Raw genomic sequence first — 19,567 nt, 5'->3', positions numbered from 1 at the left:
TCATGCCCCCGTCGTCTTCATGGAAAGCCGCCCATAGATGCCGTAAAGCACGATCGTGACGGCGAGCAGCACGATGCCGAGCGCCCCTGCCATGCCCCAATTGGCGGAGCCGGTGGCGTAGAAGGCAATGACCGAACTGATCATTTGGTCTTTCGGTCCGCCGATGAGCGCGGGCGTGATGTAATAGCCGAGCGCCGCCATGAAAACGAGCAGGCCGCCGGAAGCGATGCCGCGCAGCGTCAAAGGCAGCAGGACATGCAGGAAGGCACTGATGGGTCTCGCGCCGAGGGAAGCGGCCGCCGGCATGAGATTTCGCGGGATGGCGATGAGAACGCTGTAGATCGGCAGAACCATGAAAGGCAGCAACACGTGCGTCATGGCGATGATGACACCTGTCCTGTTGAAGAGCAGCGGCAACGGGCCGCTGACGAGACCGAGCGACATCAGCACCGAGTTGATGAGGCCCTTATCCTGAAGAAGAATATACCAGGCCGCGGTGCGCACCAGAAGCGACGTCCACAGCGGCAGCAGCACCGCGGCCAGGAGAAGCTGGCGTCGCCAGCCGTTCGAGGCGGCGGCCAGCATCGCGTATGGCAGGCCGATGAGGCCGGTCGCCAAGGTCACGACGGCAGCCACGGCGAAGGTTCTCAGAAGTATAGCCTGATTGGCCGACTCCTCGGCCGGCATCGCCACGATCGCCCCTGCGGCATCATGTTGAAGATCGACGGCGGCAAGAAGATTGCGATCTGTATAAGGGCTGATGGCGTCGGCAATGGCCCGCCAGAACGCTGTGTCGTTCCATCGCGGATCAACCTCTCCAAGGACGAGCGGCTGCGTGCCGTCTCTCACGGCCGTTACGGTCTTCCTCATCAGCGTGCGGAAGCCCGGCTGGGCACTGTTCAACCGTCTCACCACCTCGCCGAGGCTCTGGTCGTCCTCGATCAGTTTCAGATCGTCGACAAGCGCGGCCTGCATGGTGTCCGAAGGCGCGGAGATACGGTCCCAGCTGGAAACAGCAGCTGTCGTGCGCGGCAGGTTCTGGCTGACGACCGGATCCGACACTGCTTGGCCCAGCACGGTCAGGAGCGGCCAGATAAAGAAGACGCTCAGAAACAAGGCGAGCGGAAGCACGAGGGCAAAGGTGCCGAGACGTTGACGGAAAGCGCTCATGCGGCAATCACCCAGCAGTCGTCCGGCGAGAAATGCGCCACCACGTCGGATCCCGGCGGCCACTCCGCCGATCGCCGGTCGGTTCGAACCACGAAGCGGAAGGCATCCTCGTCGAGCTGCACCCTGAGGTGATCGCCCTGGTATACGCTGTCGAGTATCTTTGTCGGCAGGGCATTGGCTGGCAAGTCTTGCCCATGTGCGGCAAGAGAAATCCGCTCGGGGCGGACAGAAATATGGACACGGCTTCCGACAGAGAGGGGGCGGCCGCCTGATACGACCACATGCTGCCCGTTGGCGATTTCGACTGCCGTCCCGGCCGGATCCGTTGCCTTGACAGTTCCTTCGATAAGGTTGGTTTCCCCTATGAATTCGGCGACGACGCGCGTTCGCGGGCAGTCGTAGATCTCACGCGGCGAGCCGATCTGCTCGATTTTGCCATGGTTGAAGACTGCAATCCGGTCCGACATGGTCAGCGCCTCGGACTGATCGTGGGTTACGAACACCACGGTCAGTTCCAGGCGTTTGTGAAGGTCGCGGATGTCGAGCTGCATCTGTTCGCGCAGGTGTTTGTCGAGCGCCCCGAGCGGTTCGTCCATCAGCACCACGGTGGGCTCGAATACCAGCGCGCGGGCAAGCGCCACACGCTGCTGCTGACCGCCGGAAAGCTGGGCCGGCTTTCGGCCGCTCATTGCCGACAGTTGCACCATGTCGAGCGCGCGCATCACCCGCTCCTCGATCTCGCTGCGTCCGATGCCGCGCATCTTCAGCGGAAAGGCGATGTTGTCGGCGATCGACATGTGGGGAAAGAGGGCGTAGTTCTGGAAGACGACGCCCATTTCGCGCCGGTGCGGCGGCAGGTGGTCGATACGGCGATCATCGAGAAAGATGCCGCCGCTGGTCGGATTTTCAAATCCCGCAAGCATCATCAGCAAAGTCGTCTTGCCCGAGCCCGAGGGTCCCAGCAGGCTGACGAATTCGCCCTTGTCAATATCGAGCGACAGGTCCTTGACGACCTGAAATGTGCCAAAGGATTTGGAGATTCTGTCAAAGCGTATGCGCGGCGTAGCCACGATGGCCCTCCGTTCGGGTCGTCGGTTCTCAAGGAATGCGGGAACCCCACGAATGGCTCCTTGGAGCAATCCGTGGGGAGAAGATAGCGTTGCTACTGAGCCAGCCACGCATCGAACCTCTTCGTCAGGGCTTCCGAATTGTCGATCCAGAAGTCCGTATCGAGGCTGAGCGCTCCCTCAATATTGGCGGCCGCGGTCGGCAGGTCCGCGAGCTGTTCCGGCGGCAGGTCCTTGTCCGCTGCCTTGTTCGTGAGGCCATAGGCGATATATTGCGGCAGTTTCGCCTGGTTTTCCGGCTTGCTGGCGAAGGCCACGAAGTCAAAGGCCGCGTCCTTGTTTTCAGCACCCTTCAGCACAACCCAGCTATCCACCGCGTAGATGCTGCCGGGCCAGACGACCTTGAACGCCCTGCCTTCGGAGCGGTTGATGCCGGTGATGCGGCCGTTATAGGCGCTGGTCATGGCGACTTCGCCGGAAGCAAGCAGTTGCAGCGGCTGAGCGCCCGATGTCCACCAGACGAGGTTCGGCTTGAGGGCATCGAGTTTAGCGAAGGCACGATCGACGCCCTCCGGCGTCGCCAGGACGTCGTAAACCTCGTCGGCCGGAACGCCATCGGCCATCAACGCGAATTCGAGCGTGTATTTCGGCCCCTTGCGAAGGGCGCGCTTGCCGGGAAATTTCGTCACGTTCCAAAAATCGGCCCAGGACTGGGGACCATCGGCAATCTTCGCGCTGTCATAGGCGATCGCGGTCGACCAGACGATGGCGCCGACGCCGCAATCACTGACGGCGGAAGGCAGGAATGCATCCTTGCCGCCAAGCTTGTTCCAGTCCACCTTTTCGAAAAGCCCGTCGGCGCAGCCGAGCGCCAGTTCATCCGCTTCGACCTCCACGACATCCCAGGAAGGGCTGCCTGCCTTGACCTTCGCCTGGAGAACACCGATGCCGCCATCCCATCCTTCATCCAGGAGCGGCTTGCCGGCCTGTTGGGAGAAGGGCTTGAAGTAGATCTCCCGCTGGGCATCCTGAAAATTCCCGCCCCAGGACGCCACGGTGAGATCCCTGGCCATGCCCGGCGTGGCCGCAAGCGTCAGCGACAACAGGCCCAAGGCTGCAATCGTCGAGGTTTTGTTGAGGTTCATTCTTCTTCCCCTGTTTGTTTAGTGATGCGGCAATGCTGTCCTATGTCCCGGCAGGCGAGAAGGCGCTTTTTCTTGGCCGCTGTGGGAGCATAGATGCACCACTCCAGACCAGCCGCCGCCGGTCTTCAAACCGGCCCTGCCCGGAATCCACCTGCTTGTGATCGAAAAATCCGGAATTCCATTCGAGGAATGAGTGGTGCATTATATGCACCACGGTGCGCCACTCTTCATTACACAGGCCGTTCGCGTTCTGTGGCATAACGGGCTGTGCACAGCAGTCTGACTTTGGTTCGATCACAGCCCATTTCAGTGGGGGATACGCTTGCGCAGAGGGAAATCAGAAGCAACCGAGCTGGATGGCGATCCGCCGCGTGGGCGTTTGCCGCCCTTGTCCATGGTCCGCGCCTTCGAAGCGGTCAGTCGATTGGGCTCGATGCGCAAGGCCGCCGACGACCTCAACCTCAGCCATACGGTAATATCCCGGCATGTCCGAAATCTAGAAGCCTGGCTGGGCACGCGGCTTGTCGATGCCGGCCCGCGCGGCATCAGGCTGACGGTGGAAGGCAGGATTTTCGCCGAGACTGTAGGTACGGCCTTCGACCTCATCGCCAAATCGACCGCTGAACTGCGGCCCGCCATCAGCCGCACCGTCTTGCGTGTCTGGTGCGTCCCCGGCCTCGCAACGCGCTGGCTGACGCCGCGCTTCAACCAGCTTCAGCTCGCCCTGCCCGGCATCGACTTCGTCATGCGCGCCACCGACCTCGAGCCGGATTTCAGCCGCTATGAGGCCGATGTCGACATCCGCTATTCGGAGGAACCAAGAGGAAATGTCCGCTGGATCCTCTTGGAAAGGCCTCGGATGTTCCCGGTCGCGAGCCCCGATTGGATCAGCAGAAATACGCCCATCCGTACCCTTGACGACTTGGTTCGTCAGCCACTCATTCACGAGGAAAGCCGCGATCAATGGCGACAGTGGTTCCGCAAGGCTGGTTTCGAACATGAGGTTGTCTTGAACGGACCGCGATTGTGGTCAGCCAATCTTACGGTGGACGCAGCCGTAACAGGCCAGGGAGTCGCGTTGGCCACACGTCTGATCGCGGCAGACGACCTACGCGCAGGCCGGCTCGTCGAACTGCTCGAAACCGACGTCTGCCTCGGCGGCTATTATTTCGTCGCAGCACGCGAGCGCTGGAACGAGGTGACCCAGGCGCGCTTCCGAGCGTGGATACAGCAGGCGATAACCGCGACGGCAGGCGGCCATTCGCCCGGTGGAAGCGCAGCGGAATAAGGCACGCCGCACCGCTATCCATTGGTACAAAAGCGAGAGTTGCACACGTGAAGGAGCGTTGGCAGCCACTTTCGATGATCGAGGTGAGATGAAATCTTGCAGCTGATAGGATCTGAACTGGCTTAACCACGCGACAATAATGATCTATTGACACCGCGCACCATTCGTAACGCTGGATGAAGCGCGCGCTCATATCCTTAAAAGGACCTGCCCTCGGCCAGGTTTGCAATACCCTGCTCCACCGCTGAGACATAGCGGCGTAACTAGGCGGCATCTTATTGCGTACGTGTGTGGCGGATTCCCGCACTTAGATCGGATTCCGCCTCCGCGGTAAGAATGTAGACCGTTAAGCACGATCCTCGGCCATCTCCTCGGCGAGCCCGTGATTGCTGCGCGTGTTCATCAACGTCTTCAACTCCTCGCAGGCTCGTTCTCCATCTGCGTCACCTGGAAAAAGGCCTCAAGGGCATACTGGTTGATAGTCTTGCGCTGCAAACCGGCGAGCGCCATTAGGTTTTGATGTTGTTGGGCGAAGGGTACATTCTGTTTCAATGGAGGCCAGCAACGTTAAAGTGTCCTGTTTCTGCAAAATACGGGCGGGCCGGACCGCCGCTGTGGGACGCGACATATCTGCCTCGACGCGCATCGGGATCTCATCGGGTGAACTGCTCTGCCGCGTCCTACGGTTCGCGAATTGCGTTATCGAGACCGCGCAGCAGCGGATACAGGAAATAGGAGATCACCGTTCGTTTGCCGACCTTGATTTCCGTGGACACGGTCATGCCGGGAAGCAGTCGCACCGGCATATCTGCGGCATTCAGCCGGGTATCGGCAAGCAGGATCCGTGCCTTGAAGAAGGGGGCGGCCGGCTGGCTCGGGGTCTCCGTCTGCTCCTGTTGGCCGGTGAGGAACGTGTCCTGGCTGATGGTTCTCACCTCGCCCGAGGCGGTGCCGTATTTCTGGAAGGGATAGGCGTCGAGCTTGATGCGGGCTTCCTTGCCGACAGCCACGCGGCCGATGTCACGGGTGTTGATCGAAACTTCGGCTTCGAGCGGCACGTTGATCGGCACCAGCGTGACGATCGGTTCGGCTTCGCGCACGACGGAGCCGATAGAGCGCTGGGCGAGATCCAGCACGACGGCGTCGGCAGGTGCTGTCAGCGACACCATGTTGCGGCGCAGCTCCATCTTCTTCAGCTCTTCGTCAGCCATATCGCGCTGGCCGCGCAGTTCCACCAGCTGCTCCATTGCGGCGCGGCGGAAATCCTCGATGAAGGCCTGCCGGTCGGCCTTCAGCTTGGCATAGGCATGCGCCGCCTCGTCGGCCTTGCCGCGCACGGCGGTCAGGTCGGCTTCGACGTCGAGGCGGGCGTCGCGCGAGCCGAGCATGGTGATCAGCGAACCGCTCTGTCGGTCGTAGAGCCGGGTGCGCGCGCCTTCGATCTGCGAGAGCGTGTTGTGCCGGTCGTTGAGCACCGCCTCCTGGTTCTTGCTAGCCGCAAGAGCGGCCGATTGGCCGGCTATCTGCTGCTCGAAATTCTGCAGCTGCGCCATGTAGAAGGCCCGTCGCTGGCCGAAGAGCTGTGCCTGCAGCATCTCGTCGGGCGTATTTCCCGCCATCTTCGTGTAGTCGTCGCCGGCAAGCTCGGCCTCGATGCGCCGCACCTGGGCGTCGAGCGCGGAGAACTTCGCCTGCTGCTGATCGACATCGGCCTGGCTGAAAGTGGCGTCGAGGGTTGCCAGCGTCTGCCCGGCATGCACGACTTCGCCGGCCTTCACCTCGATCGTGCGGATGATCGAGGTTTCGAGCGGCTGGACGACGATGGTCGGCTGGGTGGTGACGAGCTTGCCGGGCGCGATCACCACCTCGTCGATGGAGGAGACGGAGGCCCAGGTGATGACCGCGGCAAGCAGCGCGGTGACGCAGTAGAGCGTCATGCGCGCGACTCTGGGCGGCGCGCGTTCCTCGAGCTCGACGGCATCGGATTGGAATTCCGCAATTGCCGGCGGCAGCGGCGGGCGGGCGGTCAGTTCCCTTCCCTTGCCTGAGGGCGCCTTGTCTGAAGGGCCTTTGCCTGAAGGGACCGGCAGGTTCTCGCTGGGTTTTCTGCTGTGCGCGTTCATGCGACCTGCCTCATCTGCTGGGACCACAGGTGGCGGTAGGTCATGCAGCGCGACACCAACTGGTCGTGCCGGCCGATATCGGCGACCTTGCCCCGCTCGACGACGAGAATGGCATCGGCGTCGACGAGCGTCGAAAGCCGGTGCGAGACGATGACGACGGTGCGCCCGGCGGCGATCCTGCTCAGATTCTCGCGGATGATCGCCTCGCTGTCGGGGTCGAGCGCGCTCGTCGCTTCGTCGAAGATCAGAAGCTTCGGATCGGTGATCAGCGCGCGGGCGATTGCCAACCGCTGCTTCTGGCCGCCGGAGAGATTGGCGGCATTTTCTTCCAGCATCGTGTCGAAGCCGCGCGGCAGCCGCTCGATGAATTCCTCCGCACCGGCGACGCGGGCGACCTCCATGATTTCCTCGATGCTGGCATCGGGTTTTGCGGCGGCGATATTGTCGCGCACCGTGCCGCGAAACAGGAAATTATCCTGCAGCACGACCCCGATGCTGGTTCTCAAATGCACGAGGTCGATTTCGCGGCTGTCATAGCCATCCATCCGCACCAGCCCCTCCTGGCTCTGGTAGAGCCCCTGGATCAGCCGCGTGATCGTCGTCTTGCCCGAGCCGCTCTTGCCGACCACGCCGAAGACCGAGCCTGCCGGAATGGCGAAGGAGACATTGTCGAGCGCCGGCGTCGCATCGGGCGCATAGCGGAAGGTGACCTTGTCGAATTCGATGCGGCCATGCAGATGCGGCCGCACACCGCGCCCGCGCCCGGCCTGCTCCGGCCGCTGGTTCATGATCTCGCCGAGCATGCGCACGGAGAGCGCCACTTCCTGATATTCGTGCACCATGGTGACGATCTGCACCAGCGGTCCCGAAACGCGGCCGGCGAGCATGTTGAAGGCAACAAGCGCGCCGATCGTCATGGCGCCCGAGAAAACGTCGAGCGCGCCGAGCCCGATGATGGCGACGCTCATCAGTTTTTCGAGAAGCCCGGTCAGCGACTGGGCGATGGTCGAGATCTTCTCGACGCGGAAGCGCACGGAGATGGATTGGGCCGAATAATCGTCCCACACCTTGCGCTGGCGCGGCTCCAGCGCCAGCGATTTGACGGTGCGCATGCCGTGCACGGTTTCGACAAGCAGGGCCTGCCGGTCGCCTTCGGCCTGGTATAGCGCCTGCAGGCGGCGCTGGAACGGCCCGACGAGCATCATCACGACAAGCCCGACGAGTGCGGCGAATCCGAGCACCACGAGCGTCAGCTTGACGCTGTAGAGAAGCAGGATCGGCACGAAGACGAAGAGCGAGACGCCGTCGAGAAGCGTCAGAAACAGCCGGCCGGTCAGGAATTCGCGGATGCGCCCCGTCTGCTGCATATGCTTGACGAGAACGCCGGCCGAAGCCTGCTCGAAGAGCGCGATCGGCAGGTTGAGCAGATGACCGAAGGTGCGGGTCGCCACCCGGATGTCGATCCTGTTGGTGGCGTAGAGCAGCAGATAGCGGCGCAGGAAGCTGAAGGTCGCGTCGAAGACGAGTGCCACGGCGATACCGACCGTCAGAACCGTCAGTGTCGCATAGCTCTGATGCACGAGCACCTTGTCGATGACGAGCTGGAAGAACATCGGTGTCGTCAGGCCGAGGCCATAGAGAACGAAGGCTGCAAGCGCCACATCGCGGAAGAAGCTGCGCTGCTTGATGATCTCGGGGATGAACCAGCGGAAGCCGAAGGGCCGGTCCTCATCGGACATGCGATAGTTGCGCTTCAGCAGGACCACCGATCCGAGCCAGGCCTTGGCGAATTGCTCCTCGCTCAGCAGCATGACTTCCTGGCGCGTGGCAAGCGGGTCGAGAACGCGGATCCTCTCATCCTCGCCCTCGCCGACGGCGCCGGCGATGACCACCCAGTTGCCGTTCGAAAGTTCGGCAAGCGCCGGGAAGGCCTCGCCGAGCTGGAACAGGCTTCGCCAGTCGAGGGTCAGGTGCCTTGCCCTGAGGCCGGCATCCTTGGCCATCCGAAGCATCTGCCGCACGGCCACCGGATCGTTGCCGACGGCATAATCGTGTTGCAGTCGCTCAGGCGAAAGATCGACGCCGTGATGACGCGCAACGAGCGCAAGACAGTGCAGGTTGGTATGCAGAAAACCACTCATGGCCCACCCGAAACGCTACAAGACCGAGACTTGGATTTAAAAGTTGAGGGTGTCTTCTGCGCGCCCGGATCGACGCGCAGCGTTCCACACCTCTGTTCATCAGTTGAAGTTCGGCGAGGCGTTCGACGCACCGCCCTGCGTCGATTGGATGTCGGCAGCCGCCGCCGACATGTCGCCGATGCGGCGAACCGCACCCGCCTCGACCAACCCGCCGAGCGCCTTCTGCATGAGATCGACCGCATTGGCGAAGGCGTCGACCGGCATGATGATGCGCTGGCGGAAGACCGGCGTCGGATTGTTGTTGGCATCGCGGTCGGTGGCCGAGAGCGACATCAGGTCGATGCGCACGATCGTTCCCGTGATGGTGATCTCACCGATGCCATCTGCATAAAGTTCGCTGCTCATTGTCCTCTCCTCTGGTTGATGTGAAACCTGTTCACCTTCGAGTCTGCGCATCGGATTGTCCGAAAACCGCTTCACGCTTTTCGGTCCGATGCGTGCATATCGTGCCGCCATGCCGGAAACGGATCGCGAAGGCCGACGGCGGTCTGCGGATCGAAGCCTGTTTCCTCCCCGGTCAGGCAATCGTCGAGCGCGGCCCGGATCGCCGCCTTGTCGAAGCCCGAGCCGATGAAGACCAGCTCCTGACGGCGGTCGCCCCAGACATCGTCCCAATGCCGGTCGATGAGCTGGCGGAATTGCGGAAAGCGCGGCCATTGCACCTTCGGCACGGAGGCCCACCAATATCCCCTGGTTTCGATGCGGCATTGGGTGCCGGCGATCGACAGCAGGCCGATCTCATCGGGCCTCGTCGCCAGCCAGAAATGACCCTTTGCGCGGATGAGGCCCGCCCATTTCCTGTCGAGGAAATCCTTGAGCCTCAGCGGCTCGAAGGGCCGCCGGCTGCGATAGACGAAGCTTGAAATGCCATATTCCTCGGTCTCCGGCACATGGTCGCCCCACCCGAAGAGCTCCTTGTGCCAGAGTGGATGGCGGGCGGCCTTCGCCTCGCTGAAGAGGCCGGTATCGAGGATCGCATCGAGCGGCACCTGGCCGAAGACCGCCTCGATGACCTGGGCATCCGGATTGAGTGCGGCGACGACCCGGCGAACCTCGGCAAGATCGGCGCAGGACACATCCCCTGCCTTGTTGATGATGACGACATCGGAAAATTCGATCTGCTCGACGAGCAGTTCCACGAGCTTTCGCTCATCGTCCCCGTCACGCCGTTCGCCGCGATCGGCAAGAAACTCGGCGCTCTGATAATCGGCAAGCAGATTGACCGCATCGACGACGCAGACCATCGTGTCGAGCCTTGCCACGTCGCAAAGGGCCGCCCCGCTTTCGTCGCGGAAGGAGAAGGTGGCGGCAACAGGCAGCGGTTCGGCAATGCCCGTGCCCTCGATCAGCAGATAGTCGAAACGGCCGGCGGCCGCCAGCCGCCGCACTTCGCTCAGCAGATCTTCGCGCAGCGTGCAGCAGATGCATCCATTGGTGAGTTCCACCAGCGTCTCGTCCGTGCGCAAGAGGTCTGCCCCTCCCTCGCGCACGAGATCCGCATCGATGTTGACCTCGCTCATATCGTTGACGATGACAGCAACCCGGCGACCTTCCCGATTGCTCAGGACATGATTGAGGACAGTCGTCTTTCCTGCGCCGAGAAACCCGGCGAGGACCGTAACCGGCAATCTGATATCTGTACGCATCGTCGATACTCTCACGCTTCACCGCATGCTTGGTCTTGCATCCGCGTGGGCGCTACGCCGCGAGCTGCGGTTTGAATGCCACGTCCACGTAGTAATTCGTGCTGTTATAACTGGCGGTCGGGAACAGCCCGCCCGATCCATAGGCATAGACGCCGTTATTGCCGCCAGGCGCCTTCAGGTCCCCATTCGTCACGTCGCTGGCAAAATAATTGCCGGTCGCCGAATAATAGCCGTTGGTGCTGTAGGAAACGACGTAGGTCGTATCCGCCTGGATGGCGATCTGCTGGGTGAGTGTCGCGGTCTGCCAGCCGCTTGCCGTTTCGTTGTTGAAGGCGACGCTGCCGAGAAGCGTGCCCGAGGCGGTCCAGAGATAGCCGTTGTGCGGGCCTGTATTGTCGGCACCCTTGTAGAAGCGGAAGCCGGTGATCCAGCCTGCCGTATCGGCCTGGAATTTCATACCGAGATTGACCTGCTGGTTGTCGTTGACCGAGACGACCGAGGGCGTCGCATTGGCGGCAAACAGGTTCTGCTCCGGGCCTGCAGCCGGGTTGTTGATGGTGAGGGCAACCTGGGCCGAGGCGGTGCCGCCCTTGCCGTCCGAGATCGCATAGCTGAAGCTCGCCGGTCCCGAATAGCCTGCCGTCGGCGTGAAGGTCACCGTCTGGGCCTGCGCGTTCCAGGCGACCGAGCCGTTGACCGCGCCGCTGACGCCGGTAATCGCCAGCGGATCGCCATCGGCATCGCTGTCGTTTGAAAGCAGCGCCGAGGCTTGGATGGTGATCGGCGTGCCCGTATTGGTCGAGTAGCCGCTGTCATTGGCGGCGACCGGAACCGCATTCTGCGCGCCTTGCTGATAGAGTACGTCCACCCAGTAGTTGCTGGCATTGTAGGAGGCGGTCGGGAACAGGCTGCCCGTGCCATAGGCATAGACGCCGTTGCCGCCGCTGACCGAACTTGCCGGCGCCGTCAGCGCGCCGCTCGTATGGTCCGTCGTGAAATAGTTCGCCGTTGCCGAATAGAACCCGTTCGAATGGTAGCTCGCCACATAGGTGACGCCGGCCGTGACATTGATCGGCTGCGTGAAGGAAACCGTCTGCCAGCCGCTTGCCGTCTCGTTGACGAAGCTTGCCTGGCCGAGGAGCTGGCCGCCCGCGGTCCAGAGCGAGCCGACATGCGTGCCGGTATCCTGGGCGCTCTTGTAGTAGGTGAGCCCGGTGATCTGGCCATTGGCGGAAGCGATAAACTTGACGCCGAGTTCGACCGAGTTGGCGTCATTGGCGGCGCCAACTCCCGACGTGTCGGCACCGGTAAACAGGCTCGAGGTCGTGCCGCCGCCGGGCTGCGAATTGACCGTGAGGCTGACGGTGGCCGAAGCCGTGCCGCCATGCCCGTCCGAGATCGCATAGGAGAAGCTTGCGACACCCGTATAGCCTGAGTTCGGCGTGAAGGTCACCGTGTTGGTCTGGCTGTTGAAGGTCACCGTTCCGTTGACCGCGCCGTTGGCGCCGGTAATGCTCAGCGGGTCGCCATCGCCATCACTGTCGTTGGCAAGCAGGCTTGCTGCAGCAATCGACAGGGCCGTGTTGGCATAGGTCGTGTAGCCGTTGTCATTGGCGGCGACAGGCACCGTGTTGCCCGTCGACTGGTTGAAGACGACATCGACCCAGTAATTCGACGACTGGTAGCTCTGGGTCGGGAAGTTCGAGCCCGATCCGACCGCATAGACGCCGTTGCTACCTGCCAGCGCCGTCAGCGAGCCGTTTGTATGGGCCGTGTTGAAATAGCCTGCCGTCGCCACATAGCTGCCGGTCGTGTGGTAGGAGGCGACATAGGTCGCACCCGCCGTGATCTGCAGCGGCGTGGAGAAGGTCGCGGTCTGCCAGCCGGAGAGCGACTCGTTGGTGAAGGTCACCGTGGCAACGAGCGTGCCGTCCGCTCTCCAAAGGGAGCCGGTATGCACGCTGGTATCGCCGGCAGCCTTGTAATAGCGGATGCCCGAGATCGTGCCGTTTGCGGACGCGACGAACTTCATGCCGAGTTCCATCGCCGTATTGTCGTTGAAGCTGCCGCCGGCCGGTCCCTCGCTTGATGTAAACAGCGTCTCGCCGGCCGGGCCAGCCTGAACGGTCAGGCTGACATTGCCCTGATCCGTCCCGCCGCGTCCATCCGACAGCGTATAGCTGAAGCTTGCCGGGCCCGAATAATCGTTGGTCGGCGTGAAGGTGACGGTTCCCGTCTGCTTATTGAGAGCGACCGTGCCGTTAACGGCATTGCCGACGGCGGTGATGGTCAGCGCATCGCCATTGGCATCGACATCATTTGCCACGAGCGCGGCAATCGAGATGACAAGCGTTCCGTTGTGGCCGATGGTCAGCCCGCTGTCGTCGGTCGCCACCGGCTGGCTGTTCGGGCCGGCATCGAAGACCACATCCACCCAATAGTTGGAGCCGCCGGGATTCTGACCGGGGAATGTGCTGGTGCCGCTATAGGCAAAGACGCCGCCGCCATCGACAGCCTTCAGCGCACCGCTGGCATAGGGCTCGCTGAAATAGTTCTCGGTGACGGAGAAGAATCCGTTGCTGTGATAGGAGGCCACATAGGTCGTGCCGGCGGCGATCTGGATCGGCGAGGAGAACATCACCGTCTGCCAGCCGGAGAGCGATTCACCCACCGACACGCCGGTTGCGAGCAGCGTTCCGTTGGCGGACCAGAGGCTGACGACGTGGTCGCCGGTATTGTAGAAGCCCTTGTAGAAGCGGATGCCCTGCACGGAGCCTGCCGTCGTTGCCTGGAAGCGCAGGCCGAGCTCGACCGGATCGCGATCGATCGCCGTTTCCACAGCAGGCTTTTCCGCCAGCGTCCACAGGCCCTGTGTGCCCGGCAGGGTGACCGTGACCTGCTTGCCGGCCGATGGTGCCTCCAGATTGACGCTGTCGTCGACGGCGCGCGACAGGATCGTATAGGTGCCGCTTGCCTGGACGACCCAGTTGTAGCTCCAGCTTTCGCGGCCGGTGGCCTTGAACCAGTGCTGGCCGCCATCGGTGGAGACCTCGACGCCGGCAATGATGCCGCCGCCGAAGTCCTGCGCCGTGCCGGTGATCGTCACATGCTGGCCTTCGAGGAAGCTTGCGCCTGATATCGACGAGCTGATCGACGAGGTGGGCTTCAGCGTGTCGGTCGATTGGGTCGCGAGGATCAGGCTTGCATCGAGCGTCGTCGGCTGGATGCCCATGTCGGCGAACATGTTGACCATCGCCTGCTGCACGTTGCGATCGGTCGATGTCGTCGGACCCTGGTGGTTGTCGCTCAGGCCCCAGGACCAGAAGACGGTGCCGGCGCCGAAGACCAGCGCGCCGCTTTCCGCCCGGTACATGGTGAGGCTGTGGGTGGCGATCGCCGAACCTACCGTCGTGCCGTAATCGCGCAGATATGTATCCACCGAGATCGACGAGAGCGACAGGTTGACGAGCCCGTCAGGCCGGAAGCCGTTCTCGACATCGGAATCCCACTCATAGCCGAGCAGGTTCTGCACCAGATTATAGGTATCGCCCTCCTGCAGCTCCGAAACTTCGGTATTGCGCCAGAAGCGCAGGTTCGAATAGTCGTAGGGAATGGAGATCGTATCCTGACGGTAGCTGTCCACCTGGAACATCGTGCCGGTCAGCGAATTTTCCGGCTCCTGCCCTGGATCGGCATAGCGCGGGTCGCGCCAGGTGCCGGTGCCGACATTGCTCGGATCGGTGCTCGTTCCCCAGGTCTCCTTGTAACAGACCATGGTGCGATAGGCCTGGCCGCTGCCGTCGATGCTGCTTTCCCAGCGGACCTTCCAGTAGCATTCGTTGCCGCTCCAGAAGGCGAGGTTGACGCCGGCATCGCGAGCAGCCTCGACATTTTCGCGCTGTTCGGCAGACCAGTATTCGTCATGGCCGACAGAGAGATAGGCATCGTGATTGAGCAGCAGCGCGCCGTTGCGCGTCGCATCGACGCCGGAAATATAGGAAACGTCGTAGCCGTTCTGCTCCAGCCACGAGATAGCGGAGGATTCGACGCCGAAGATGTAATCATGCGAGCCGCCGATCGGGCTGGTATTGGTGATGATCGGCCGGTTGTAGCTGACGGCAGACGCACGGCCGATCGCGGTCAGCCCGCAGCTGCAGTTCGGCGGCAGGTAGCCGATCATATCGGCCGGATCGACAGGGACTTCGCCGTAATAAAGGCTGGCGCCGCCCCAGGCATTATAGGCCTGCCAGGTGGTGTCGGATGTCTGGAAGACGATATCACTGGTCGAGGCATCGTCGCGCACGACGAAGGGGATGATACTCGCATCCTCCGTGCCATCCTCGCGCACCAGCTTGGCGAAATAGACGCCCGAGACGGCATCGGCGGGGATCTGCCAGCTCGCCGATACCGACCAGTTGCCGCAATCGATGAGGCCGAGCGACATGTCGACGATCGGGTGCGGCTGGATCTGCGCCGTGGTCAGCGATTTCTCGATCGAGTCGACCTTGCGCGCGCCCATACCGCCATAATAGCCCATGCGGTAGATATCGATGCGATAATGGGTGGAATCGGTGGCGATCTTGAAATCGACCGTCTGGCCGATATTGGTGCTGATTTCGGTGGCGAAACCCTGGATGGTGCCGTTGCCGTCACCCTCCAGACCCCACTCGCTGATCGGATTGCCCTGCTTCAGGTTTTCGAGCGCGATCTTGTTGGGCGTTACCACAGCTGCAGCCGAAGCCACCGCCGCCGGTGCCGCCAGCGCTGAGGGAGCCGCGGTCGTTTCAGCCGAAACGTCCTGGTTCGTTTCCTCCGCGAGGGAGAGCGTCGAAACCTGAAGACGCAGCGAAGTTGTGCCGAGGCTGCTGGAGGAGCCGACCGGCGCCGCCGTTTTCGCGCTATCCGTCTCGGCATTGCTGGTGACTCCCGTAAGCGCCGGAGCGGCAGGCAGTGTCGCAGCCTCCTGCGATGGATCGGGGGCAAGCACGGTGTCTTGCTCTGTCGAGGAAGGTGTCTCCAACACCGTCGCAACCGATGCCGTCTTGATCGAGCTGTCTTGCGCTCCGCCGTCGCCCGCAGGCGCCGTCGGCGATGCGGCGGACGATTGCATGGTGCCCGATGACATCAGTGACGAGGTGACCGTATCGGTGAAGGAGGATTGGACGGTAGCGCTGCCCGCGTTGGCAAAGCCGGAAAAAGCCTGGGTGCTCGAAGACACCACGATCGGAGTTCCAAGCAGTGCAGTCCAGGTTGACGTTACGTGACTGATGCAAGGCGTGCCGCCGGAAGCACTTAAATATTCTCGATTCCTCACATGAAATCTTAGCAAGAGCGGCGTCCCCGTTTCCCGTCGACCAGTATTGGAAGACTTCATCCTGCCAGCTTTCGAAAGGGAGCGTACGACAGCAATCAGGGGTATGTGGGTGGTGCCCTATACGCCGATATGATGACCTCATCGCATACCCCCGCCCGACAAGCCCCAAGGCCTCCTGCGGCCAGTGCATAAGCGGCTGACGCCAGTGAAAGGGAGTTCCGGTTCGGCCTACTCACCGTTCCGGCCGGCCGAGGCGGCAGCCGCCGCTTTGTCCTGCGCCGCTCCGTGCTACCAGGCCGGAAACGGATCTTTGAGAGCCGACCAGTCCCGCGGATCCGAGCTGGCGAGGCAGTCGTCCAGCGCGGTCCGGACGCTTGTCTCGTCCATATCAACACCGATGAACACGAGCTCCTGCCGTCGATCGCCCCAAGCGCTGTGCCAGCGGCGCTCGATCTGCTCCCGAAACTGCTGATGGCTCGGCCAGTCTTGCCGGGGAACGGCCGCCCACCAAAGCCCCATGGGCTCGCAGCGCCGTTGCGTCCCGGCAGCCGACATCAGACCGACATGACGCGGCCGCGTGGCAAGCCAGAAATGACCCTTGGCGCGGATTACCCCCGGCCAGGGCTCGTCCAGGAATGCTCGGAACCGCGTCGGGTCGAAGGGACGCCTCGTGCGATAGACGAAGCTCGTTACCCCGTACTCCTCCGTCTCCGGAACATGGTCGCCCGGGCTGTAGAGTTCCTTGTGCCACAACGGGTGGGCCGCAGCTTTTGCTTCATCGAAGAGGCCCGTATCGAGGATGCTTGCAAGAGAGACCTTGCCGAAGTCCGTCTCCACCTGGCGCGCATCCGGGTTGAGTGCGGCCACCGTCTTGCGGACTTCCGCGCGGATCTCCTCGGTCGCGTCCGAGATCTTGTTGATCACGACAACGTCGGCAAACTCGATCTGGTCCACCAAGAGGTCGATGAGTGTCCGCCGGTCCTCGCCGTCCCGCTGCAGGCCGCGGTCGCGAAGCAGGTCGGCGCTGCTGTAATCGGCCAAGAGGCTTGCGGCGTCGACGACGGTCACCATCGTGTCCAGCTTCGCAAAATCGGAGAGCGAAACACCATTCTCGTCGCGAAAGGAAAAGGTGGCAGCGACAGGGCGCGGCTCGGCGATGCCGGTCCCTTCTATCAGCAGATAGTCGTAACGCCCCGCCTCGGCCAGTCGCCGAACTTCCGTCAGGAGATCGTCGCGCAGGGTGCAGCATATGCAGCCATTGCTGAGTTCAACCAGCGTCTCCGTCGTATGCGACAGGTTGCAGCCGCCGTCTCGGATGAGACTGGCGTCTATGTTCACTTCGCTCATATCGTTGACGATGACGGCAACCCGCAGGCCCCGGCGATTGGTCAGCACATGGCTGAGAAGCGTCGTCTTGCCGGCGCCGAGAAAGCCGGCGAAGACTGTCACCGGGAGCCGGCCCCTGCTGTTCGTCGTCCCGTTCATTCGCATCCTCGTGGCCGTGGCGAACATTTGCCGCGCATCAACCTCATTCCCAAGCCATTCCTGATCTCATCCGAGGCATCACGCGACAAGCTGCGGTCGGAAGACCACATCGGCATAATAGTTTGCCGAGTCGTAGGTGCTGGTCGGGAAGAGGCCCGTCGTGGCGGTTCCGCCATAGGCATAGACGCCGTTGCCGCCGGCAGCAGCGCTCGACAGAGCCGACAGCGGACCGTTGGAGACACCATTCGTGAAGAAACCGTCGGTCGCCACATAGGCGCCTGTTGTGTGGTAGGAGGCGACATAGGTGGTGTTGGCTGTGATGGTGACGGGTGTTGTAAAGTTCACCGTCTGCCAGCCGCTCGCCGTGGTGTTGGTGAAGGTGGCGGTGGCGAGCCTGGTGCCGGTGGAGGTCCACAGATCGACGACGTTTTGCCCGTTGTCGTTGGCGCTGCGGTAGAACCTGATGGCGGTGACGTCACCGGCGACGTTCGACTGGAACTTGACGCCGAGTTCGAGCTGCTGGCCGTCATTGAGGTTCGTCTGGGCCGGCGTGCTGGAGGCACTGAACAGGCTGTAGGTCGTGGGCGCCACCGTCGCCGTGATATTGAAGGTCTCGTTGGCGGCGAGGCCGCCGAGATCGGTTGCCGTCACCCTGACGCCGTAGGTGCCGGCTGCCGTCGGCGTGCCGCTGAAGGTGCGCGTCGAGGCGTTGAAGCTGAGCCAGGAAGGCAGCGCCGTGCCATCGGCGGCTGTGGCCGCATAGGCCAGCGTGTCGCTGCTGTCGACATCGGTGAAGGTCGTCGTCGGCACCACGAAGGAGAAGGCCGAGCCGACGGTGGCGTTCTGGCCAGCCGTCTGGACGGCAAGCACCGGCGCGTCATTGGCGCCATGGATGGTGATGGTGATGTTTGCCGTGGCGATGGCGCCGGCAGCGTCGCGCATCGTATAGTTGAAGACATCGCTCAGCGTGTTGGTCGACTGGCGCAGTCCCTGCACGGCGCTGTTGGCGTCGTTGACGGCGTAGCTATAGGCGCCCGATGCGTTGAGCACGAGACTGCCATAGGCGCCGCTGAGGGCTGAGCCGAGCGTGCCCGCCGTCGCCCCGAAGCTGACCGCCGTCACCGTCTTGGTGTCGCCGGCATCCGGATCGGTATCGTTGGTCAGGACATTGCCGCTGGCGACGACGCCGCCCGAGCCGTTGGCCACGCCGCCCTTCTCCGTCGCATCCCCGGCATCGGCAACCGCCGTCGGCGTCGTGTTGCCTGATGTCGACACGGCGATATTGAAGGTCTCATTGGCCGAAAGGCCGCCGAGGTCGGTCGCCGTCACCCTGACACCATAGGTGCCGGTTGCCGTCGGCGTGCCGCTGAAGGTGCGCGTCGAAGCGTTGAAGGTAAGCCAGGAAGGCAGCGCCGTGCCATCGGCGGCCGTGGCCGCATAGGCCAGCGAGTCGCTGCTGTCGACATCGGTGAAGGTCGTGGACGGCACCACGAAGGAGAAGGCCGAGCCCACGGTGGCGTTCTGGCCAGCCGTCTGGACGGCGAGAACCGGCGCATCATTGGCGCCATGGATGGTGATGGTGATGTTTGCCGTGGCGGTGGCGCCCGACGTGTCGCGCATCGTATAGTTGAAGACCTCGGTCAGCGTATTGGTCGACAGGCGCAGTCCCTGCACGGCGCTGTTGGCCTCGTTGACGGCATAGCTATAGGCGCCCGATGCGTTGAGCACCAGACTGCCATAGGCGCCGCTGAGGGCTGCGCCGAGCGTGCCCGACGTCGCCCCGAAGCGGATTGCCGTCACCGTCTTGGTATCGCCGGCATCCGGATCGGTATCGTTGGTCAAGACATTGCCGCTGGCGACCACGCCACCCGAACCGTTGGCCACACCGCCCTTTTCCGTCGCATCACCGGCATCGGCAACCGCCGTCGGTATCGTGTTCGGCGCTGATGGTCGGAAGACCACATCGGCAAAGTAATTGGCAGCGTTGAAGGTGGCATTCGGGAAAATGCCCGTGGTAGCGGTTCCGCCATAGGCATAGACACCGTTGCCGCCGGCAGCAGCACTTGACTGAGCCGTCAATGGACCGCTGGTGACCGCGGCCGTATAAAAATTGTTGGTCGCCACATAA

11 protein-coding genes and 1 pseudogene are annotated in these 19,567 nt (G+C 62.6%); 1 reads left to right on the top strand and 11 read right to left on the bottom strand.

Translation table 11 applies throughout. The features are described 5' to 3' along the window. The 3 genes from CO670_RS05695 to CO670_RS05685 all read right to left on the bottom strand — a co-directional run bounded on the left by CO670_RS05695 (position 1) and on the right by CO670_RS05685 (position 3,382). Positions 1-1,170 carry an ABC transporter permease gene (locus tag CO670_RS05695; RefSeq protein ID WP_097589365.1) on the bottom strand — a complete coding sequence of 390 codons (1,170 nt, stop codon included), beginning with the start codon at positions 1,168-1,170 and terminating at the stop codon, positions 1-3. Continuing rightward, entirely contained in the window at positions 1,167-2,240 is a 1,074-nt protein-coding gene (locus CO670_RS05690; RefSeq protein ID WP_097589364.1) for an ABC transporter ATP-binding protein, read from the bottom strand. The genes CO670_RS05695 and CO670_RS05690 overlap by 4 nt, the downstream gene beginning before the upstream one ends. A gap of 92 nt (positions 2,241-2,332) precedes the next feature. Continuing rightward, positions 2,333-3,382: an ABC transporter substrate-binding protein gene (locus CO670_RS05685; RefSeq protein WP_097589363.1), complete on the bottom strand. Its 1,050-nt coding sequence runs from the start codon at positions 3,380-3,382 to the stop codon at positions 2,333-2,335. A 394-nt stretch (positions 3,383-3,776) separates the two neighbouring features. Between CO670_RS05685 and CO670_RS05680 the strand changes: the two genes are divergently transcribed. After that, complete coding sequence (locus CO670_RS05680; RefSeq protein WP_097589362.1) at positions 3,777-4,670, top strand: LysR substrate-binding domain-containing protein; 894 nt, start codon at positions 3,777-3,779, stop codon at positions 4,668-4,670. 373 nt (positions 4,671-5,043) lie between these two features. On the opposite strand, the pseudogene CO670_RS33330 reads toward CO670_RS05680, so the two are convergent. The 8 genes and pseudogenes from CO670_RS33330 to CO670_RS05640 all read right to left on the bottom strand — a co-directional run. Continuing rightward, positions 5,044-5,180, bottom strand: a pseudogene (locus tag CO670_RS33330) (antitoxin); the annotation flags it as partial. Between the two features lie 170 nt (positions 5,181-5,350). After that, a complete protein-coding gene (locus tag CO670_RS05670) occupies positions 5,351-6,793 on the bottom strand; it encodes an HlyD family type I secretion periplasmic adaptor subunit (RefSeq protein ID WP_097589361.1) in 1,443 nt (480 codons plus the stop codon). Continuing rightward, the gene (locus CO670_RS05665; RefSeq protein WP_097589360.1) at positions 6,790-8,934 is read right to left on the bottom strand and encodes a peptidase domain-containing ABC transporter; all 2,145 of its coding nucleotides are present in this window, start codon (positions 8,932-8,934) and stop codon (positions 6,790-6,792) included. The genes CO670_RS05670 and CO670_RS05665 overlap by 4 nt, the downstream gene beginning before the upstream one ends. A gap of 99 nt (positions 8,935-9,033) precedes the next feature. Next, the gene (locus CO670_RS05660) at positions 9,034-9,339 is read right to left on the bottom strand and encodes a hypothetical protein (protein WP_097589359.1); all 306 of its coding nucleotides are present in this window, start codon (positions 9,337-9,339) and stop codon (positions 9,034-9,036) included. A gap of 71 nt (positions 9,340-9,410) precedes the next feature. Beyond that, the gene (locus CO670_RS05655) at positions 9,411-10,640 is read right to left on the bottom strand and encodes a GTP-binding protein (RefSeq protein WP_097589358.1); all 1,230 of its coding nucleotides are present in this window, start codon (positions 10,638-10,640) and stop codon (positions 9,411-9,413) included. Positions 10,641-10,692: 52 nt separating this feature from the next. After that, the gene (locus CO670_RS05650) at positions 10,693-16,014 is read right to left on the bottom strand and encodes a DUF4082 domain-containing protein (RefSeq protein WP_097589357.1); all 5,322 of its coding nucleotides are present in this window, start codon (positions 16,012-16,014) and stop codon (positions 10,693-10,695) included. 228 nt (positions 16,015-16,242) lie between these two features. Next, a complete protein-coding gene (locus CO670_RS05645) occupies positions 16,243-17,439 on the bottom strand; it encodes a GTP-binding protein (protein WP_097589356.1) in 1,197 nt (398 codons plus the stop codon). Positions 17,440-17,517: 78 nt separating this feature from the next. Continuing rightward, positions 17,518-19,567 (bottom strand): DUF4082 domain-containing protein (locus CO670_RS05640; RefSeq protein ID WP_141502232.1); only part of this gene is annotated, 2,050 nt, incomplete at its 5' end.

It is taken from the genome of Rhizobium sp. J15 (genome assembly GCF_002531825.1).
Lineage (GTDB): Bacteria > Pseudomonadota > Alphaproteobacteria > Rhizobiales > Rhizobiaceae > Rhizobium.
Note: the sequence above shows the minus strand (reverse complement) of the source record. Positions and strands in the feature narration are given on the sequence as shown.